This is a genomic window from Microbacterium sp. BDGP8 (assembly GCF_029991045.1).
Classification (GTDB): domain Bacteria; phylum Actinomycetota; class Actinomycetes; order Actinomycetales; family Microbacteriaceae; genus Microbacterium; species Microbacterium plantarum.
Genome location: NZ_CP120712.1, coordinates 3,182,309 through 3,199,693 on the forward strand (window position 1 = coordinate 3,182,309; position 17,385 = coordinate 3,199,693).

Annotated in this window: 15 protein-coding genes; 11 read left to right on the forward strand and 4 right to left on the reverse strand. The window is 71.9% G+C overall.

Going from position 1 to position 17,385, the window contains the following annotated elements; genetic code table 11:
- The first annotated feature begins 20 nt into the window (after positions 1-20).
- From P6897_RS15370 to P6897_RS15405, 8 genes are all read left to right on the forward strand, one after another.
- Positions 21-1,514: a sugar ABC transporter ATP-binding protein gene (locus tag P6897_RS15370; protein WP_282501692.1), complete on the forward strand. Its 1,494-nt coding sequence runs from the start codon at positions 21-23 to the stop codon at positions 1,512-1,514.
- Positions 1,511-2,482: an ABC transporter permease gene (locus P6897_RS15375; protein ID WP_282501693.1), complete on the forward strand. Its 972-nt coding sequence runs from the start codon at positions 1,511-1,513 to the stop codon at positions 2,480-2,482. Before P6897_RS15370 ends, P6897_RS15375 begins: the two co-directional genes overlap by 4 nt.
- The gene (locus P6897_RS15380; RefSeq protein ID WP_282501694.1) at positions 2,479-3,549 is read left to right on the forward strand and encodes an ABC transporter permease; all 1,071 of its coding nucleotides are present in this window, start codon (positions 2,479-2,481) and stop codon (positions 3,547-3,549) included. The genes P6897_RS15375 and P6897_RS15380 overlap by 4 nt, the downstream gene beginning before the upstream one ends.
- A complete protein-coding gene (lsrF, locus tag P6897_RS15385; RefSeq protein WP_282501695.1) occupies positions 3,542-4,414 on the forward strand; it encodes a 3-hydroxy-5-phosphonooxypentane-2,4-dione thiolase in 873 nt (290 codons plus the stop codon). Before P6897_RS15380 ends, lsrF begins: the two co-directional genes overlap by 8 nt.
- A 47-nt stretch (positions 4,415-4,461) precedes the next feature.
- Positions 4,462-6,114, forward strand: coding sequence for a glycerol-3-phosphate dehydrogenase/oxidase (locus P6897_RS15390; protein WP_282501696.1), 1,653 nt, complete (start codon positions 4,462-4,464; stop codon positions 6,112-6,114).
- Between the two features lie 17 nt (positions 6,115-6,131).
- Positions 6,132-7,622, forward strand: a complete 1,491-nt coding sequence (locus P6897_RS15395) for an FGGY-family carbohydrate kinase (protein ID WP_282501697.1) — start codon at positions 6,132-6,134, stop codon at positions 7,620-7,622.
- Positions 7,619-9,571, forward strand: coding sequence for an SDR family NAD(P)-dependent oxidoreductase (locus P6897_RS15400; protein ID WP_282501698.1), 1,953 nt, complete (start codon positions 7,619-7,621; stop codon positions 9,569-9,571). Before P6897_RS15395 ends, P6897_RS15400 begins: the two co-directional genes overlap by 4 nt.
- Before the next feature lie 184 nt (positions 9,572-9,755).
- The gene (locus P6897_RS15405; RefSeq protein WP_269268339.1) at positions 9,756-10,322 is read left to right on the forward strand and encodes a manganese efflux pump MntP family protein; all 567 of its coding nucleotides are present in this window, start codon (positions 9,756-9,758) and stop codon (positions 10,320-10,322) included.
- 106 nt (positions 10,323-10,428) lie between these two features.
- On the opposite strand, the gene P6897_RS15410 is transcribed toward P6897_RS15405, so the two are convergent.
- From P6897_RS15410 to P6897_RS15425, 4 genes are read right to left on the reverse strand one after another with little or no spacing between them, the layout of a single operon-like run.
- Positions 10,429-10,638 (reverse strand): DUF4287 domain-containing protein, encoded by a 210-nt coding sequence (locus tag P6897_RS15410; protein WP_282501699.1) that lies wholly within the window; start codon positions 10,636-10,638, stop codon positions 10,429-10,431.
- Between the two features lie 59 nt (positions 10,639-10,697).
- A complete protein-coding gene (locus P6897_RS15415) occupies positions 10,698-12,038 on the reverse strand; it encodes a dihydrolipoamide acetyltransferase family protein (RefSeq protein ID WP_282501700.1) in 1,341 nt (446 codons plus the stop codon).
- 31 nt (positions 12,039-12,069) lie between these two features.
- Complete coding sequence (locus tag P6897_RS15420) at positions 12,070-13,050, reverse strand: alpha-ketoacid dehydrogenase subunit beta (protein WP_282501701.1); 981 nt, start codon at positions 13,048-13,050, stop codon at positions 12,070-12,072.
- Positions 13,047-14,180: a thiamine pyrophosphate-dependent dehydrogenase E1 component subunit alpha gene (locus tag P6897_RS15425; RefSeq protein ID WP_282501702.1), complete on the reverse strand. Its 1,134-nt coding sequence runs from the start codon at positions 14,178-14,180 to the stop codon at positions 13,047-13,049. The genes P6897_RS15420 and P6897_RS15425 overlap by 4 nt, the downstream gene beginning before the upstream one ends.
- Before the next feature lie 208 nt (positions 14,181-14,388).
- Here P6897_RS15425 and P6897_RS15430 point away from each other — a divergent pair, with 208 nt between their 5' ends.
- The 3 genes from P6897_RS15430 to P6897_RS15440 all read left to right on the forward strand — a co-directional run bounded on the left by P6897_RS15430 (position 14,389) and on the right by P6897_RS15440 (position 17,305).
- Positions 14,389-15,066: a response regulator transcription factor gene (locus P6897_RS15430; RefSeq protein WP_274179506.1), complete on the forward strand. Its 678-nt coding sequence runs from the start codon at positions 14,389-14,391 to the stop codon at positions 15,064-15,066.
- A gap of 2 nt (positions 15,067-15,068) precedes the next feature.
- Positions 15,069-16,409: a HAMP domain-containing sensor histidine kinase gene (locus P6897_RS15435; protein ID WP_282501703.1), complete on the forward strand. Its 1,341-nt coding sequence runs from the start codon at positions 15,069-15,071 to the stop codon at positions 16,407-16,409.
- A gap of 107 nt (positions 16,410-16,516) precedes the next feature.
- Complete coding sequence (locus P6897_RS15440) at positions 16,517-17,305, forward strand: hypothetical protein (RefSeq protein WP_282501704.1); 789 nt, start codon at positions 16,517-16,519, stop codon at positions 17,303-17,305.
- The last annotated feature ends 80 nt before the right edge of the window (positions 17,306-17,385 follow it).

Here is a 17,385-nt window from a genome sequence, read left to right on the forward strand (position 1 = left end):
AGCTCGAACCAGGAGACCCGATGACAACCCTGTCGCACACCCCCGCGACCAACCCCTCGGACGTGGCGCTCGTCACGGCCGAGGCCGTCGCCAAACGGTACGGAAACACGACGGCTCTGGCCGGGATCGACATCTCGGTCGCCGCGGGCGAGATCCTTGGCCTGGTCGGCCACAACGGCGCCGGCAAGAGCACCCTCATGCGGGTGCTCGCCGGTCGCGAGCAGCCCGACGCCGGCAGCATCCGCTGGCAGACCGGCGCCGCCACCGCGAAGCCCGGCACCGAGCAGCCCGGTGTCCGGATGATCTACCAGGAGCTCGCCCTCTGCCCCGATCTCACGGTCGCGGAGAACATCGCCCTCTCCGACGCCAGCACTCGCGGAGCGGGCTGGAACCGTCGCGCCGAGCGACGCGTGTCACGGAGACTCGACGAGGTCTTCCCCGGACACGGCGTCTCGGTACTGCGGCGGGCCGGCGACCTCACGATGGCGCAGCGGCAGATGGTCGAGATCGTGCGCGCCCTGTGCACGCCGTCGCTGTCGCTGCTCATCCTCGACGAGCCGACCGAATCGCTCAGCATCAACGCGACTCGCCAGCTCTACGCCGCCCTTCGCGACCTCGCCGCCGAGGGCGTCGGAATGGTCCTCATCTCCCACCGGATGCAGGAGGTGCTGGCCCACACCGACCGGATCGCCGTCATGAAGGACGGGCGCGTGGTCGAGGTGGTCTCGGCGAGTCAGACCGACGAGGACGCGCTGCTCGCGGCCATGGGCGGCGAAGTCCACGCCGACACCGCGACGGTGCGCCGGGTCAGCGCCGCGGGCGCTCCGCCGGAGATCGACGCCCCCGGCACCGTCGCCCGGATCGACGGGGGCGACGTGCCGTTCTCGGTCTCGCCGGGTGAGATCGTGGGCCTCGCGGGCCTCGCCGGACACGGTCAGGACGAGCTGCTGCGCCGGCTCTGGTCGAACGCGCGCGGCGTCCGAGTCGTCCGGGGGCGCGCCTACGTTCCCGGCGACCGGCAGACCAGCGGGATCTTCTCGCTCTGGAATGTCGCCGACAACCTCACCGTCTCCGCCACGCGCCATCTCACGACGGCGGGAATCGTTCCGCCGTCGCGACGGCGACGGCTCGCCGAGGAATGGGTGCAACGGCTGAACGTCAAGGGCGGCGCTCGGGCCCCGATCACGTCGCTGTCGGGCGGGAACCAGCAGAAGGTGATCGTGGCGCGGGCGTTCGCGACCGATGCGCCCCTCGTGCTGCTCGACGACCCCTTCCGCGGCGTGGACGTCACCACGAAGAACGAGCTCTACGCCCTCATGCGCGTCGAGGCGGCACGCGGCCGCTCCATCGTCTGGTACTCCACCGAGAACGGCGAGATGGCCCACTGCGACCGCGTCTACGTCTTCCGCTCGGGACGCGTCGTGAGCGAACTCTCCGGCGACGACATCACCGACGAGCGCATCATCGCCGACTCCTTCGGAGTCGACGCCGAGACAGTCCAGGAGGACCGATGACCACCGACGTGCTCGCCCCGCCCACCGCGCCGCAGCGCCTGCGCGCCTCTGCTGTCAACGGGTCGCCCGCGCTCCTCGCCCTCGTCGCGCTCATCGCCATCTTCGCGCTGACCGCGGTGCTGCAGCCCGGCATCCTGAGCGTTCCCGGCCTCACCCTCATGCTGATGTCGTCGGTCCCGCTCGTGCTGGCCGCCCAGGCGCAGATGATCATGATGGCCGTCGGTGACATCGACCTGAGCGTCGGCTACCTCGTCGGGCTCATCACGGTGATCGCCGCGACGCTGCTGCGGGAGACCCCGGCCCTCGCGGTCGCCATGATCGCCGGCGTCCTCGCCGTCTACGCCCTGCTCGCCTGGGTGGTGCAGCGCCGCGGGGTGCCCTCGATCATCCTGACGCTGGGCATGTCGTTCGTGTGGCTGGGGATCGGCCTGCAGATCCGGCCGACCCCCGGCGGACAGACCCCCGACTGGCTCTCGGCGCTGTCGACCTGGCGGCCGACGTGGTTCCCGGCACCGCTCATCTTCATCGCCGCGGCGACGGCGCTGGGCTGGTGGATCACACGGCGCTCGCTCGCCGGCGCCCGCATGCGGGCGCTGGGCTCGCAGGCCGCGACCCTCGAGAAGACGGGCGCCTCGCTCGTGGCGACCCGCGCGACCGCGTACGTCGCCGCAGCCGCGCTGCTCGTCGTCTCGGGCCTGCTGCTCGCTTCGCAGACCTGGTCGGGCGACATCAACGCCGCCGGCGAGTACACCCTCATGACGATCGCCGCGGTGATCCTCGGCGGCGGCACGTTCTCGGGTGGCCGGGCGCTGCCGATCGGGACGACGCTCGGCGCGATCACCCTCGGCCTCATCACCGTCCTGCTCAGCCTCATCAACCTCCCGTCCGCCCTGCAATCGGCCGCACAAGGCGTCATCGTCATCGCCGTGCTCGCGGGCCGCATGATCACCGAGAGGATCGCGCGATGACCTCCGCCTCCATCCCGCTCCCCGCCGTCCGCCGCGGCCCCGCCTGGCCGGCCTGGGGCTGGTCGCTCCTCGGCGTACTCGCCGTGTGGGCCGTCATCATCGCCGTGCGGCCCGGATCACCCCTCGACCCGATGGCCCAGGCGCTCTCGCTCGCTCCGTTCCTCGTGCTGGTCGCCCTCGGGCAGATGCTCGTCATCACCCTCGGCCCCGGCAACATCGACGTCTCGGTCGGCACCGTCATCTCGATGGCCTCGTACGTCTCGGTCGGCGTGGGCGCGACGGCGGGGCCGGTGATCGGGCTCGCGGCCGGCGTCGGCTCCGGGCTCGCCGCCGGCGCGGTCAGCGTCGCCGCGATCCTCCTCCTGCGGGTGCCGCCAATCATCGCGACGCTGGCGACGAGCCTCATCGTCACCTCCGCGACGCTCCTGCTGGCGGATGCCGCGCGCGGTGGCGCCGACGCGGGCCTGCGAGCCTTCGTCACGGCCAAGGCGTTCGGCATCCCCGTCATCGCGCTCGTCGTCGCGGCCATGACCGTGATCGTGTGGCTCGCCCTCACGCGGACCCGTGTCGGCGTGGCCGTCATCGCCGTCGGTCAGAGCGCTCGCGCGGCCGAGCGGGCGGGCCTTCCGGTGGCGGGCGTGACCGTCACCGCCTACCTCGTGTCGGCGGGACTCGCGGGACTCGTCGGCGGCCTGCTCGCCGCCTTCATCTCTCCCAGCACCGTGCTCGGCAGCTCGTACATGCTCGACTCGATCGCCGTCGTCGTGATCGGCGGCACCCTCATCTCGGGCGGCCGCCCCGTACCGGCCGGCGCCTGGACCGGCGCCCTCTTCTTCGTGCTGCTGTCGGGACTGCTCAACCTCGTGGGGTGGTCGGTCGGCGCCCAGAACGTCCTCAAGGGTGTGCTCGTCGTCCTCGTCGTCGTGATCGCATCGGCCGCCACCGGAACCGGCCGCAGCTCTCTGCACCGGCTCCGGGCGAGCCTGCAGCGCCCCGCCCCCGCTCCCTCGGCCCGACGAGCCGACACCGACCCCACCCCGAAGAACAAGGAGAACATCCATGGCTGACCTCGACGACCTGCGTGAGGGAACCGACTACTCCGGCCCCGCGGCGGCCGGCACCGGCTACCCCATCAAGGGCCAAGCAGGCCAGGACTGGGGGATGCGCGCGCGGATGTCGCGCGTGTTCGACCCCCGCGACGGCAAGACCGTGATGCTCGCGTTCGATCACGGCTACTTCCAGGGGCCGACCTCGGGTCTCGAGCGGCTTGATCGCTCGATCCTCCCGCTGGTCCCCCAGGCCGATGCACTGATGTGCACGCGCGGCGCCCTGCGCACGACCATCCCGCCGCACTCCGCGAAGGGCATCGTCCTGCGCGCCTCGGGCGGACCGAGCGTGCTCAAGGAGCTCTCCAACGAGGAGGTCGCCGTCTCGATCGACGACGCCGTGCGACTGGATGCCGCCGCCCTCGCGGTGCAGGTCTTCATCGGCGGCGACAACGAGACGAAGTCCGTTCGCAACATGACCACCCTCGTCGACGCGGGCCAGGCCACCGGCATCCCGGTCCTGGCCGTCACCGCGGTCGGCCGCGACATGGTGCGCGACGCCCGCTACTTCCGGCTCGCCACCCGCATCAGCGCCGAGCTCGGCGCCGCATTCGTGAAGACCTACTACGTCGAGGAGGGCTTCGAGACGATCACGAGCGCATGCCCCGTCCCGATCGTCATCGCCGGTGGCAAGAAGGTCGAGGAGCGCGAAGCCCTGCGCGTGGCGTCACGCGCCATGGCGGAAGGCGCGGCGGGCGTCGACATGGGACGCAACGTCTTCCAGTCGGAGCACCCGGCCGCCATGCTCGCGGCCGTCCGCGGGGTCGTCCACGACGGCCTCAGCGCGGACGACGCCTTCGACCTCTTCCAGACCCTCTCCCACTGAACCCTCTCGGGGCGCCCCCGGGCGCCCCGAGACCAGAAGGATGCAGCATGCCCTCGCTTCGTACCCATGCCGAGCCGACCTCGGCCGACGTCGTCGTCATCGGCGCCGGGATCAACGGCCTCGCCATCGCCCGTGAGGCTGCCAGCCGCGGCCTCCACGTCGTCGTCATCGACCGGGACGACATCGCCGCGCGCACGTCGGCGATCTCGACTCGCCTGATCCACGGCGGTCTGAAGTACCTCGAGCGTGTGGAGATCCCGCTCGTGCTCGAGTCGATCCGTGAGCGCAACATCCTGCTGCGCGCGGCCCCGCATCTCGTGCGCCCCTACCCCATGCTCATCCCCTTCTCGAGGGGCGCCTCGCGGCCGGGATGGCTACTCTCCTGCGGCCTGCTGCTGCACGACATCCTCTCGTTCGGCAAGAAGCTGCCCCGCAACCGCATCGTCTTCTCGGGCCGCCTGTCTCGCGAGTGGCCGTCGGTGGCCGCGGGCGGCGTGAAGTGGGGCGGGCTCTTCCAGGACGCGCACGTTCCGGTGACCGAGCGCTTCGGCATCGAGCTCGCCATCGATGCGGCGAACCACGGCGCCACGGTGCTCACCCACACCCCTGTCACCGACCTGGTCCGCGAGAACGGACGCATCGCGGGCGTCCGCTACCTCGACCGCGAGGACGGGCGCGAGCGGGCGCTCCGCGCCCCGGTCGTCGTCAACTGCGCCGGCCCCTGGGTCGATGCGGTGCTCGACCTGCAGGGCGAGCACCCCCGCCGCATCGGGCCGACGAAGGGAAGCCACCTCGTCGTCGACGCGTTCCCCGGCGCACCCGACACGTGCATCTTCTTCGAGTCGCCCGACGACGGTCGGCCCATGTTCGTGCTGCCCTGGTGGGACGGCAAGTACATGATCGGCACCACCGACCTGCCCTACGACGGGTCGATCGACGAGATCGTCGTCGACGACGACGAGGTCGACTATCTGCTCCGGGCCGTCAACGGCCTCATCCCCGCAGCCGGGCTGCGCCGCGACGCCGTGCTCTGGTCGTTCTCGGGGGTGCGTCCCCTCCCCTACGTCGCCGATCTCAGCGACCCCGCCTCGGTCAGCCGCGACAGCGAGATCGTCGTGCACACGGGCGAGACCGCGGGGCTCCTCACCGTCATCGGCGGGAAGTACACGACCCACCGCGCCCTAGGCGAGCAGGCGCTGCGCCGGATCGAGACCGCGCTCGGGCTAGGTCACCGGCGCTCCGCGACCCGCACCGCCCGGTTCCCCGGCGCGCCGGCCGGCGATCACGGACGCTTCATCGCCGACACCGTCGCCCGCAGCGCCCTCCCCGAGCGCAGCGCCCGCCGTCTCGCCGACCTGTACGGCACCCTCAGCCGCCCGATCGAGATGCTCGCAGCATCCGATCCGTCGCTGGCGGAGGTCATCGACGACGACAGCGGCGCGATCGCGGCGGAAGTCGTGTACGCCGTCCGCGAGGAAGGCGCCCACACGCTCGAGGACGTCCTCATCCGCCGCACCGCGATCGCGCTGAACAGCGACGTCGGCCTCGGCTGCGCGCCCCGTGCGGCGGACGTGCTCGTCGCGCACGGCGACTGGAGCGCCGAGCGCGCGGAAGCCGAGCTGGCGCGATACCGTGAAGCCGCTCGGCGCTTCGCACCCCGAACCCTGCGCCCGGCATCAGCTCAGCCGACGGCCGCCTGAGCGAGAAACGAGGATCGATGAAGATCTGCGTCATCGGCATCGACGTGGGCCTCACGTCTGCCAAAGCAGCGGCGTTCGACGACGCCGGGCGGGAGATCCGCACGGTCTCGGCGCCGAACCCCCGCGTCGCGGTCTCGCGCGAGCGGCAGGAGATCGCGATGGACACGCTGTGGGACGTCGTGGCCGACGTCCTGGGCGACCTGACCGCGTGGCTCGCGGCCGACGGATGGACCGTCTCGGCCGTCGGCGCGACGGGTCACGGCAACGGCCTGTACCTCGTCGACGAGCAGCTGCGGCCGGTGCGGCCCGCCATCGCCTCGACCGACAGCCGGGCCGAGCACGTCGTCGCCGCGCTCGACCCCGCGGCGGTCGAGCGCATGCGGCTGCTCACCGGATCGCTCCCGTGGGCAGCGCAGCCGGGCGTGCTGCTGCGGTGGCTGCTCGACAACGAACCGGAATCGCTCGGCCGGGCCCGCTGGGCGCTGACCTGCAAAGACTGGATCACCGCGTGCCTGACCAGCGTCGCGAGCGCCGACACGTCGGACTCGTCGGGGTGCGGCCTGGTCAACCTTCGCGAGCGGGAGTACGAGCCCGAGGTCTTCGACATGCTCGGTCTGCCGCGCGACCTCCAGCGCATCCTGCCGCCGCTGCACGCGAGCGACGAGGTCGTCGGGACGATCAGCGCCGACGCCGCCGCACGCTCCGGCCTGGCCGAAGGCACGCCCGTCGTCGCCGGGTGCATGGACTGCGTCGCGAGCCCGCTCGGGGCAGGCTCCACCGACCTCGGCGATGTCACGGTGATCGTGGGCACGTGGGCGATCAACGCGGTGGTGGTGCCGACGGATGCCGTCCCCCCGCGCGTCACGATCAACGCGCTGCTCCCCGATCCCCGCCTCATGCTGGCCATGGAGGTCGCACCGACGTCCGCGGCGAGCATCGAGTGGGCGTCGGGACTGCTCGGCGCGCGCGCCACTCTTCCGCTGACACCGCGCGATCTGCTCGAGGCCGCGCACGGCGCACCGCCGCTGGCGGACGGGCTGCTCTTCCTGCCGTTCATCCACGGCGCACCCGAGCACCTTGGCGCCTCCGGAACGTTCGTCGGGATCAAGGGCAGCCACGGCTACCCGCACGTCGCCCGCGCGGTCGCCGAAGGCATCACGCAGTACCACCGCGTGCAGCTCGAGAAGGTCGTCGCGACGGGCGCTGTCGTCACCGACGCGCCGTGGACCCTCGCCGGCGGAGGGGCGAAGAACCCGCAGTGGGCCCAGATGTTCGCCGACGTCATCGGGCACGCGATGCGCCGGCAGCTCGGCACCGAGCTGGGCGCCCGCGGCGTGGCCTCGCTCGCGGCACGGGGCGTCGGGATCGACATGACCCCGTGGGGCGTCGAGCCCGACCCCGCGCTGGTCGTTCAGCCGGGCATCTGCCGCACGGCGTACCAGCAGCAGGCCGCCCGCTTCGACCGCGTCGTCTCGTCGATGACGAGCGTCTGGGAGGCCTACGCATGACCCCGTCAGCGGAGGCGTCGGCTGCGCTCGACGACATCGTGCGCGTCAGCCGGGCGCTCGGCGGCGATCCCTCCTTCGTCCTCCACGGCGGCGGGAACACGTCGATCACCGCGCGGGGCGAGGACGTCACGGGCGAGCCCGTCGACCTCGTCCTCGTCAAGGGCAGCGGGTGGGACCTCGCCACGATCGAGCCCGCGGGATTCGCGCCACTGCGTCGCGACCGGCTCGAGCGCCTGCTGCGCCTGCCGCACCTCGACGACCCGACGATGGTGAACGAGCTGCGCCAGGCCTCCCTCGACGCATCGGCTCCGACGGCCTCGATCGAGGCGTTGCTGCACGCGCACCTCCCCGGTCGCGTCGCGCTCCACTCTCACGCCGACGCGATCGTCGCCGTGACCGATCGCGACGTGCCCGACGACGAGATCGCCGCGGCGCTCGGCCCGCGGGTCGCCGTGCTGCCCTACGTCATGCCCGGGTTCCCGCTGGCGCGCCTCGTGGCCGACACCGACCTGGGCGACGCGGATGCGCTCGTCCTGCGCAACCACGGCCTGTTCACCTTCGGCGACGACGCCGACGCCGTGCTCGCCCGCCACCGGGGGCTCGTCGCCCGGGCGGTCGAGCTCTCGAGGATCGTCGCCCCCGGCCGGGCGGATGCCGAGCAACCGGATGCCGGCGAGGGCGGCATCCCGCTTCGGGGCGCCCTCACGACCATCGCGGGCCTGCGCGCCGATATCGCGCGGGCCGCCGGCCGGCCCATGCTGCTGCGGCAGAGCCGATCGCAGCGCGCCGCAGCGTTCGCTGCGCGCCCCGACCTCGAGGCAGTGACGACTCGTGGAACCGCGACCCCCGAGCACGTCATCTACACCAAGCGTCATCCGCTCGTCGGGCGCGATGTCGCCGCCTACGCGAGCGCCTACCGGGCCTACGTCGAGCGCAACCGTCACCGCCAGGACGGGCCGGTGACTCCCCTCGACCCCGCTCCCCGCGTCGTGCTCGACCCGGGGCTCGGGATGCTGACGGCGGGCGACACCGTGCGGGATGTCGGGATCGCGGCCGATATCGCGGAGCACACGATGGCCGTCATCGAAGCGGCCGACGCGATGGGCGGCTACCGGTCGCTGGACGAGGCGCAGACGTTCGACATCGAGTACTGGTCGCTCGAGCAGGCCAAGCTCGCGGGCCGCCGGCGTGCGCCGCTCGCGGGCGAGGTCGCCATCGTCACGGGCGCCGCCTCGGGCATCGGCCGGGCCACCGCCGAACGACTGCTCGCCGACGGCGCCGCCGTCGTCGGGGTCGACCTCGACCCGGGCGTGCGGCGCACCTTCGCCGGTGACGCCTGGCGCGGTGTCGTCGGCGACGTCGCCGACCCGGCGGTCATCGAGCGCATCCTCGACGAGGCGGTCCGCACCTACGGCGGTGTCGACATGCTCGTCGTCGCCGCGGGGATCTTCCCGCGCAGTGAGGCCATCGCCGACGTCGACGACGCGACGTGGGAGCGCGCCCTGCGCGTCAACGCCACCGCGCCGCTGCGCCTGATGCGGGCGGCCCATCCCCACCTCGCGGTTTCGCCGCGGGGCGGCCGAGTCGTCCTCGTGTCGACGAAGAACGTCGCGGCGCCCGGGCCGGGCGTCGCCTCGTATTCGGCGAGCAAGACGGCGGCGGCACAGCTCGCCCGGGTCGCCGCCCTCGAGTGGGCCGCCGACGGCATCCGCGTGAACCAGGTCGAGCCGGATGCGGTCTTCGACACGGCGATCTGGACGCCCGAGCTGCTCGCGGAACGCGCCGCCAGCTACGGGCTGACCGTCGAGGAGTACCGCACGCGGAACCTCCTGCGCGTCGAGGTCACGAGCGCCATGGTGGCCGGGGCCGTCGCCGTCTTCTGCGAGCGGCTGCCGGCGACGACCGGCGCGCACCTGAGCGTCGACGGAGGCAACGACCGGGTGATCTGACGGCCGGAGGAGGCGCGCGTGATTTCGGGCGACCGAAGGATTCGCTCGCCCGAAATGCTGTCAATCAGGGCTTTTCGTCATTTTCGACGGCCTGCGGCTGGCAAGCTCGAGAGCGGCCGATCTCCGTTCGACGGTGCCCGGGACGATCGCCCGCCATCCCGTCATCCCGCTTCGAGGAGGAGCCATGTCGCCCTGGGCGCTCTTCATCCTGGCCGTCGGCGTCTCGGCCGACGCCTTCGCCGTGGCTCTCGGGAAAGGCCTGCAGCTGCGGGCTCACGTCGTGCGCGGCGCACTCCTCATCGCCGGCGCCTTCGGCCTCGCGCAGGCGGTGATGCCGCTGATCGGCTGGCTGCTCGGCAGCACCTTCGCGGAGGCCATCGCCCCGTTCGACCACTGGATCGCCTTCGTCCTGCTCGCCGCCATCGGCGCGAAGATGCTGTGGGAGGCGTTCCGCCCCGACGATGACGACGCGGACGCGGCATCCGGCCTGTCGGCGCGCGAGATCATCCTGCTCGCTCTCGCGACGAGCATCGACGCCCTCGCCGTCGGGCTGTCCTTCGCCTTCCTCGACGTGCCGCTGTGGATCGCGGTCGTCTCGATCGGCCTCGTCACGTTCGCCCTGTCGTTCGTCGCCGTGCTGATCGGCCACCGCATCGGCACGCGGTGGCGCAAGCCCGCCGAGATCATCGGCGGCATCGTCCTCATCGGCATCGGCACCCAGATCCTCATCGAGCACCTGGTCGCCGGCTAGTCTCGCGGCTCGCGCTCGCGGGCCTCGGAGAATCGCGCGTACCTCGGATCCGTACGCGCGAGCAGTCCGAGCTTCGCGACATTCTCCGAAGGAGGGATGCCGCGGCTCAGCCGGCGAGCTTCGCCTTCGCGTACGCGACGACCGCGTTCGCGTGTCCGTGGCCGAGTCCGTGCTCGGTCTTGAGCGACTTGACGACCTGCATGTGCGGCGTCCCCGCCGAGAGCTGGTCGGCCGCGATGTCGAGCCAGTGCTGAATCGGCAGTCCGTAGTTCTTCTCGATGCTCGGGAAGTACGACGCCGGCCCCTTCTCACTCATGCGCCGAGGCTACTCCCCCGCCCACCGCCGAGAACATACCGTTCTCGAGCGCATCCAGCTCAGTCGAGCAGCAGCGCGGGCTCCTCCAGGACGGATGCCACGTCGGCGATGAACCGGCTCATGCCGTCGCCGTCCACGACGCGGTGGTCGAACGAGCCCGACACGGTCGTCACGTAGCGGGGACGCACCTCGCCGTCAACGACCCACGGCTTCTGCCGGATCGTGCCCATCGCGACGATGCCCGACTCGCCGGGGTTGATGATCGGGGTACCGGCATCCATGCCGAACACGCCGATGTTCGTGATCGTGATCGTGCCGCCCTGCTGCTCGGCGGGCGCGGTCTTGCCCTCACGGGCAGTGAGGGTCAGCTTCTCGAGAGCGCGGGCCAGGCCGCGCATGTTGAGGTCCTGCGCGTCCTTGATGTTCGGCACGAGAAGGCCGCGCGGGGTCGCGGCGGCGATGCCTAGGTTGACGTAGTGGCGTACCCGGATCTCGGCGCCGTTCTCGGTCTCGACCCACGCGGCGTTCACCATCGGCGTCCGGCGCACCGCCCACACGACCGCGCGCGCCATGATCAGCAGCGGCGAGACCTTGATGTCGGCGAAGTCGGGCGACGCCTTCATCCGCTTGACGACCTCCATCGTGCGGGTCGCGTCGACGTCGGTCCACACCGACACGTGCGGTGCGGTGTGCGCGGAGTCGACCATGTGCTTGGCCGTGACCTTCCGGACACCCTTGACGGGGATCGTCTCCTCGCGGTCGTCGGCCGGCTCGGCCGAGATGACGGCCGGCGGGACGGGGATCGTCTGCTCGCGCACCTCGGGTCGGGCGGGCGTCTGGAGGTTCCGGAAGACGGATGCCTGCGACGCGTGGTTCACGACGTCCTCGCGCGTCACCTCGCCCGCGGCACCCGACGGCGTGACCGAGGCGAGATCGACGCCGAGGTCGCGTGCCAGCTTGCGGATCGGGGGCTTCGCCACGACGCCCACGGCCGCGCGCACGGGGGGCTCGGCGGGCTTGCGGCGGCGCGACTGCACCTGTCCGGCTCCGCCGTATCCGACGAGCACCGACCCGTTCTCCTCCGAGGCGTCGCCGGCTGCCGCAGGCTTCTCGGCAGGGACGGCCGGGCTGCTCGCGGCATCCGCTCCTCCAGACCCACCCCCCGGGGCGATCGTGATGATCGCGGCCCCGACCTCGACGGTCGTCCCCTCGTCGACGAGCAGCTCGCCGACGGTTCCCGAGAACGGCGACGGCAGCTCGACGAGCGACTTCGCGGTCTCGATCTCGACGAGGACGTCGTTGACCGCGACCTCGTCGCCCGGGGCCACGCGCCACTGCACGATCTCGGCCTCGGTGAGGCCTTCGCCGACGTCCGGCAGGTGGAAGGTCTGGGTGCTCATGAGGGAATCCTCTCGCAGGCGCGTCGGATGGTCAGTAGGCGAGGGCGCGGTCGACGGCCTCGAGGATGCGGTCGGCATCGGGCAGGTAGGCGCCCTCGAGTTTCGCCGCCGGGAACGGGACGTCGAAGCCCGACACCCGCAGCACGGGAGCCTCGAGCGAGAAGAACGCCTGCTCCGTGACGGTCGCGGCGATCTCGGACCCCAGCGAGGTGAAGCCGGGGGCCTCCTGCCCGTAGACCATCCGCCCCGTGCGGCGCACCGACTCGACGATCGGGCCGTAGTCGACCGGCGACAGCGACCGCAGGTCGACGACCTCGCACGACACGCCCTCGCCCTCGGCGAGCGCGGCGGCCTGCAGCAGCACGTTCACCATCGCGCCGTGCCCGACGAGCGTGACGTCGGTGCCCCGCCGGACCACGCGCGAGGCGTGCAGCGGCACTGCGCGTGCGGTGAGGTCGACCTCGCCCTTGGACCAGTAGCGCGACTTGGGCTCGAGGAACACGATCGGGTCGTTCGAGGCGATGGCGTCCTGGATCATCCAGTAGGCATCGTTCGGCGTCGACGGCGACACGACCCGCAGGCCCGCGGTGTGCGTGAAGTACGCCTCCGGGCTCTCCTGATGGTGCTCGACGGCGCCGATGTGACCGCCGTAGGGAATGCGGATGACGACGGGGAACGACATCCGTCCGTCGTGCCGGTTGGTGAGCTTCGCGAGCTGCGTCGTGATCTGGTCGAACGCGGGGAAGACGAACCCGTCGAACTGGATCTCGCACACCGGGCGGAAGCCGGCCATCGCGAGGCCGATCGCGGTGCCGACGATGCCCGACTCGGCGAGGGGCGTGTCGAGCACGCGGCGGTCGCCGAACTCGGCCTGCAGCCCCTCCGTGACGCGGAACACGCCGCCGAGGCGGCCGATGTCCTCGCCCATCATGAGGACGTGGTCGTCCTGCTGCATCGCGGCGCGCATGCCCGCATTGAGCGCCTTGCTGAACGGCAGCGTCTCGACGCTCATGCGCGTCCCTCCTCGAAGGATGCCTCGTAGTCGGCGAGCCACTTCCGCTGCCGGTCGACGAGCGGATGCTGCTCGCTGTAGACGTGCGCGAACATGCTGTCGGCCTCGGGAGCGGTGAGCTGGTTCGTGCGGACCCGGACATCGTCGGCGTAGGCCGCGGCCGCGGCATCCACGTCGTCGAAGAAGGATGCCGACGCGCCGCGGCCCTCGAGATAGGCGCGCATGCGGGCGATGGGGTCGCGCTGCGCCCAGAAGGCCTCTTCGTCGCTCGTGCGGTACTTCGTCGGGTCGTCGCTCGTCGTGTGCGCGCCCATGCGATAGGTCAGCGCTTCGATCGCGCGCGGCCCCTCGCCGGAGCGGGCCTCGTCGAGGGCGAGCTTGGTGACGGCGTAGCTGGCGAGCACGTCGTTGCCATCGACGCGGATCGACGGCATCCCGTATCCGGCGCCGCGCCGCACCAGCGGGACCTTGGACTGCGTCGAGACGGGCACCGAGATCGCCCAGTGGTTGTTCTGCAGGAAGAAGACCTGCGGGGTGTTGTAGCTCGTGGCGAAGACCATCGCCTCGTGCACGTCGCCCTGGCTCGACGCGCCGTCGCCGTAGTAGACGATGACCGCTTCGTCGCGCTCGGGGTCGCCCGTGCCGGTGCGTCCGTCGAAGACCATGCCCATGCCGTAGCCGGATGCGTGCAGCGTCTGCGAGCCGAGCACCAGCGTGTAGATGTGGGTGTTGCCGTTCTTGGGGTCTGTCGGGTCCCACCCGCCGTGCGTGAGGCCGCGCATGAGCCGGATGATGTCGATCGGATCGACGCCGCGGATCGTGCACACGACGTGCTCGCGGTACGACGGGAAGAGGTGGTCCTGGGGTCGGGCCGCACGCGCGGAGCCGACCTGAGCGGCCTCCTGCCCGAAGGACGGCGGCCAGAGGGCGAGCTGCCCCTGGCGCTGCAGGTTCGTCGCCTGGCGGTCGAAGGCCCGCACCGTCACCATGTCGCGGTAGAACGTCTCGAGCTCGGCCTCGGAGAGCGCCTCGATCACCGGCAGGTAGCGTTCGGCTTCGGGCGACGGGTCGAGTGAGCCGTCGGCCGCGAGGACGCGGACGAGAGCGGGATCGAGTTCTGCGTCGGTCACCCTCCCACGCTAACGCCCCCGGTATGGCCCCATCTGCATGCGGTCGACAACGGATGCCGCGATTCGCGGTGGGCGCGGCACAAGCCAGGCGGCCCATCAGGGACGTCGCGGCGCTGCCGGTCGGCTTCGAAACCGTTTCATCCCGCTTCGATCCCGCTTCGAGCTCGCTTCAGGCCCGCTTCAGCAGAGACGCGGCACACTGGGAGCGATGCGCGTGCTGGTGGTCGATGACGAAGTCCGCCTCGCCGACGGGATCCGTCGGGGTCTCGAGGCCGAGGGCTTCGCCGTCGACGTCGCCCATAACGGGGTCGATGGACTCTGGCGCGCGCGAGAGACGCGGTACGACGCGGTCGTCCTCGACCTGATGATGCCGGGGATGAGCGGTTGGAAGGTGTGCGAGACGCTGCGGGCCGAGGAGAACTGGACGCCCGTGCTCATGCTCACCGCGAAGGACGGCGAGTGGGATCAGGTCGAGGCGCTCGAGGCCGGCGCCGACGACTACGTCACGAAGCCGTTCTCGTATCCCGTGCTGGTCGCCCGGCTGCGTGCCCTCATCCGCCGGGGCGGGGTAGCGCGGCCTGTGGCACTCGAGGCGGGCGACCTGCGCCTCGACCCCGCGTCGCGCCGCGTCTGGAGGGGAGAGACGGAGGTCGAGTTGACTTCTCGCGAGTTCGCCGTGCTGCATCACCTCATCCGGCACCGCGGTCAGGTGATCTCCAAGCGCGACCTGATCGCGGGTGTGTGGGATGACGACTTCGCGGGCGACCCCAACATCGTCGAGGTCTACGTCGCACACCTGCGGCGCAAACTCGACCGACCGTTCGGGCGCGAGGCGATCGAGACCGTCCGCGGCGCCGGCTACCGACTCGCGGCGGACGGGGGCTGACGGTGTCCGACGCAGGGCGGCGCCGGCCTCGCGGACTGCGGGGACGCATCACACTGCTCGCGACGGCGACGGTCGCGCTCGTGATGGTGCTCGGCTCGATCGCCTTCCACGCCGTGCTGAACGCCAGCATCCACGCCGCCGCGGATCGTGCGGCGGAGGTGCGCGTCGAGGAGATTGCCGCACGTGTCGAGGCCGAGGGACCCGCAGCCGTCCGCTCCCTCGACGACGAGATCGTGCAGCTGCAGGATGCCGAGGGCGTCGTCGTAGCCTCGAGCGACGCCGACGACGGGCCGCTCCCCGCCGCAGACCGCGACGGGGAGGAAGCGAGGTACGACGGCGACCGGGTGCTGATCGCGACCGAGGAGCTCGACGACGGACGCCGGCTCGTGTTGGCGGTTCCCGCGGATGACGCGGCCGAGACCCTCGCGACGGTCGCCGCGCTGCTAGCGGCGTCGACCGTCCTCGTCATCGCCCTGGTCGCCGGCGTCACGTGGTGGGTCGTCGGTCGGGCGCTCCGTCCCGTCGCGCGCATCCGCGCCGAGGTCGACGAGATCACCGCCGACCGGCTCGACCGGCGCATCGCCGAGCCGGCATCGGGCGACGAGATCGCGGCCCTGGCGGGCACGATGAACCGGATGCTGGCGCGCCTCGACGACGCGGCTGCCGCGCAGCGTCGCTTCGTCTCCGACGCCTCGCACGAGCTCAGGTCACCACTCGCGACGATGCGCCAGCATGCCGAACTCGCGCGAGCGCACCCCGCGGCCACGTCACTCGACGATCTCGCGGAAGTCGTCTCGGCCGAAGGCCTCCGCATGCAGGATCTCGTCGACGGCCTGCTGCTGCTCGCGAGGTTGGACGAGCACGCACCGACCCGTCGCGAGGGCATCGACCTCGACGACCTCGCCCTGTCGGAGGCTGCGCGCCTCCGCGCGGCATCCGCGAGGGACCGGGCGGACGCGATCTCGGTCGACACGTCGGGGATCGGCGCAGCGCGCGCGATGGGCGACCCCCGCCTGCTGGCGCGCCTGGTGCGCAATCTCGCCGACAACGCCGTGCGACACGCACGCTCGCGGATCGCGCTGACCACGGTCGTCGATGTCGACGCCGGTCACGCCGTGCTGCACGTCGACGACGACGGCGCCGGTATCGCGCCGGAGGAACGCGAGCGGGTGTTCGAACGCTTCGTCCGTCTGGACGAGGCCCGCGCGCGGGATGCCGGCGGCAGCGGCCTCGGGCTCGCGATCGTCCGCGGCATCGCGGAGGCCTCGGGCGGTTCCGTAACGGTCTCCGCATCACCGCTCGGAGGCGCGCGGTTCACTGTGATCCTGCGCGCGGGCGACTGAGCGCGGAGCGAGGAGCGCGGAGCGCGGAGCGCGGAGCACGAGGTTCCCTGAACGCGGCTTCAGGTCGCTTCAGCCGTGCTTCAGCGGTCGGCCGACACCATCGAGGCATGAACGACAACGAGCGCACCCCCCAGGACCAGCCGATCCCCGCCGACGCACCGACCCTCCCCCTCTCGCCGTCCGACGCCGCGCCCGCTGACGCGCCCTCCGCTGCGCCTGCCGCTGGGCCTGCCGCGGTGCCTGCCGAGCCGCGTCGGCGCGGTCGCCGCACAGCGCTGCTCGCCGGCGGAGCCGTCGTCGCGGCAGCGCTGCTCGTCGGAGGCGGTGCGGCCGTGGGGGCGGCGATCGCCGACGACGATGACGACGAGGACCGAGCGGCCAGCCTGTCATCGTCGGACGGCCTCGCCGGCGCTCGCGCGGACGGTGACCGCGACGACGCGCCGACGGGCGGCGAGGCCGGGTCCATCTCGACCGAGGCCTACGGTGCGGCATCCGCGGACGAGCTCACCGCCATCGCCGACGCGGCGCGCGCGGCCGCCGACGGCGACGTCGTGTCACTCGATGCGGACCGCGACGGCACGTGGGACGTGCAGCTCGTCGCAGCAGACGGCTCCGAAACGGACGTCCGCGTCGACGTCGACGGCATCGTGACGGTCACGGCGACCGAGTCAGCCGAGGCCGACGACACCGCGGCGGAGAACGTCCTCGACGTCGCGACGCTGCGCACCGTGATCGAAGCGGCACTGAGCGAGGCCGACGGCCGCATCATCGACGTCGACGCGGACGACGACCCCCGCTCACCCTTCGACGTCTCGGTGCTCACCGCCGACCGCGGCGTCGTCGACGTCACCGTCGGCACCGACGGCTCGGTCCTCCGCACCGAGCTCGACGACTGACCCCGGACGCCGTCTCCGCTCGGTCCGACTGCCGTGCCGGGATGCAAGGGATCGTGAACGACACCTCGAGGCGGCGGCAT

Bases quoted from the DNA above. Each gene is read 5' to 3' on its own strand.
- P6897_RS15420 (WP_282501701.1), bottom strand. From the start codon at position 13,050: ATGAGCGTCGAGACGCTGCCGTTCAGCAAGGCGCTCAATGCGGGCATG.
- P6897_RS15380 (WP_282501694.1), top strand. From the start codon at position 2,479: ATGACCTCCGCCTCCATCCCGCTCCCCGCCGTCCGCCGCGGCCCCGCC.
- P6897_RS15370 (WP_282501692.1), top strand. From the start codon at position 21: ATGACAACCCTGTCGCACACCCCCGCGACCAACCCCTCGGACGTGGCG.
- P6897_RS15405 (WP_269268339.1), top strand. From the start codon at position 9,756: ATGTCGCCCTGGGCGCTCTTCATCCTGGCCGTCGGCGTCTCGGCCGAC.
- lsrF (WP_282501695.1), top strand. From the start codon at position 3,542: ATGGCTGACCTCGACGACCTGCGTGAGGGAACCGACTACTCCGGCCCC.
- P6897_RS15415 (WP_282501700.1), bottom strand. From the start codon at position 12,038: ATGAGCACCCAGACCTTCCACCTGCCGGACGTCGGCGAAGGCCTCACC.
- P6897_RS15375 (WP_282501693.1), top strand. From the start codon at position 1,511: ATGACCACCGACGTGCTCGCCCCGCCCACCGCGCCGCAGCGCCTGCGC.
- P6897_RS15400 (WP_282501698.1), top strand. From the start codon at position 7,619: ATGACCCCGTCAGCGGAGGCGTCGGCTGCGCTCGACGACATCGTGCGC.
- P6897_RS15390 (WP_282501696.1), top strand. From the start codon at position 4,462: ATGCCCTCGCTTCGTACCCATGCCGAGCCGACCTCGGCCGACGTCGTC.
- P6897_RS15430 (WP_274179506.1), top strand. From the start codon at position 14,389: ATGCGCGTGCTGGTGGTCGATGACGAAGTCCGCCTCGCCGACGGGATC.
- P6897_RS15410 (WP_282501699.1), bottom strand. From the start codon at position 10,638: ATGAGTGAGAAGGGGCCGGCGTCGTACTTCCCGAGCATCGAGAAGAAC.
- P6897_RS15395 (WP_282501697.1), top strand. From the start codon at position 6,132: ATGAAGATCTGCGTCATCGGCATCGACGTGGGCCTCACGTCTGCCAAA.
- P6897_RS15440 (WP_282501704.1), top strand. From the start codon at position 16,517: ATGAACGACAACGAGCGCACCCCCCAGGACCAGCCGATCCCCGCCGAC.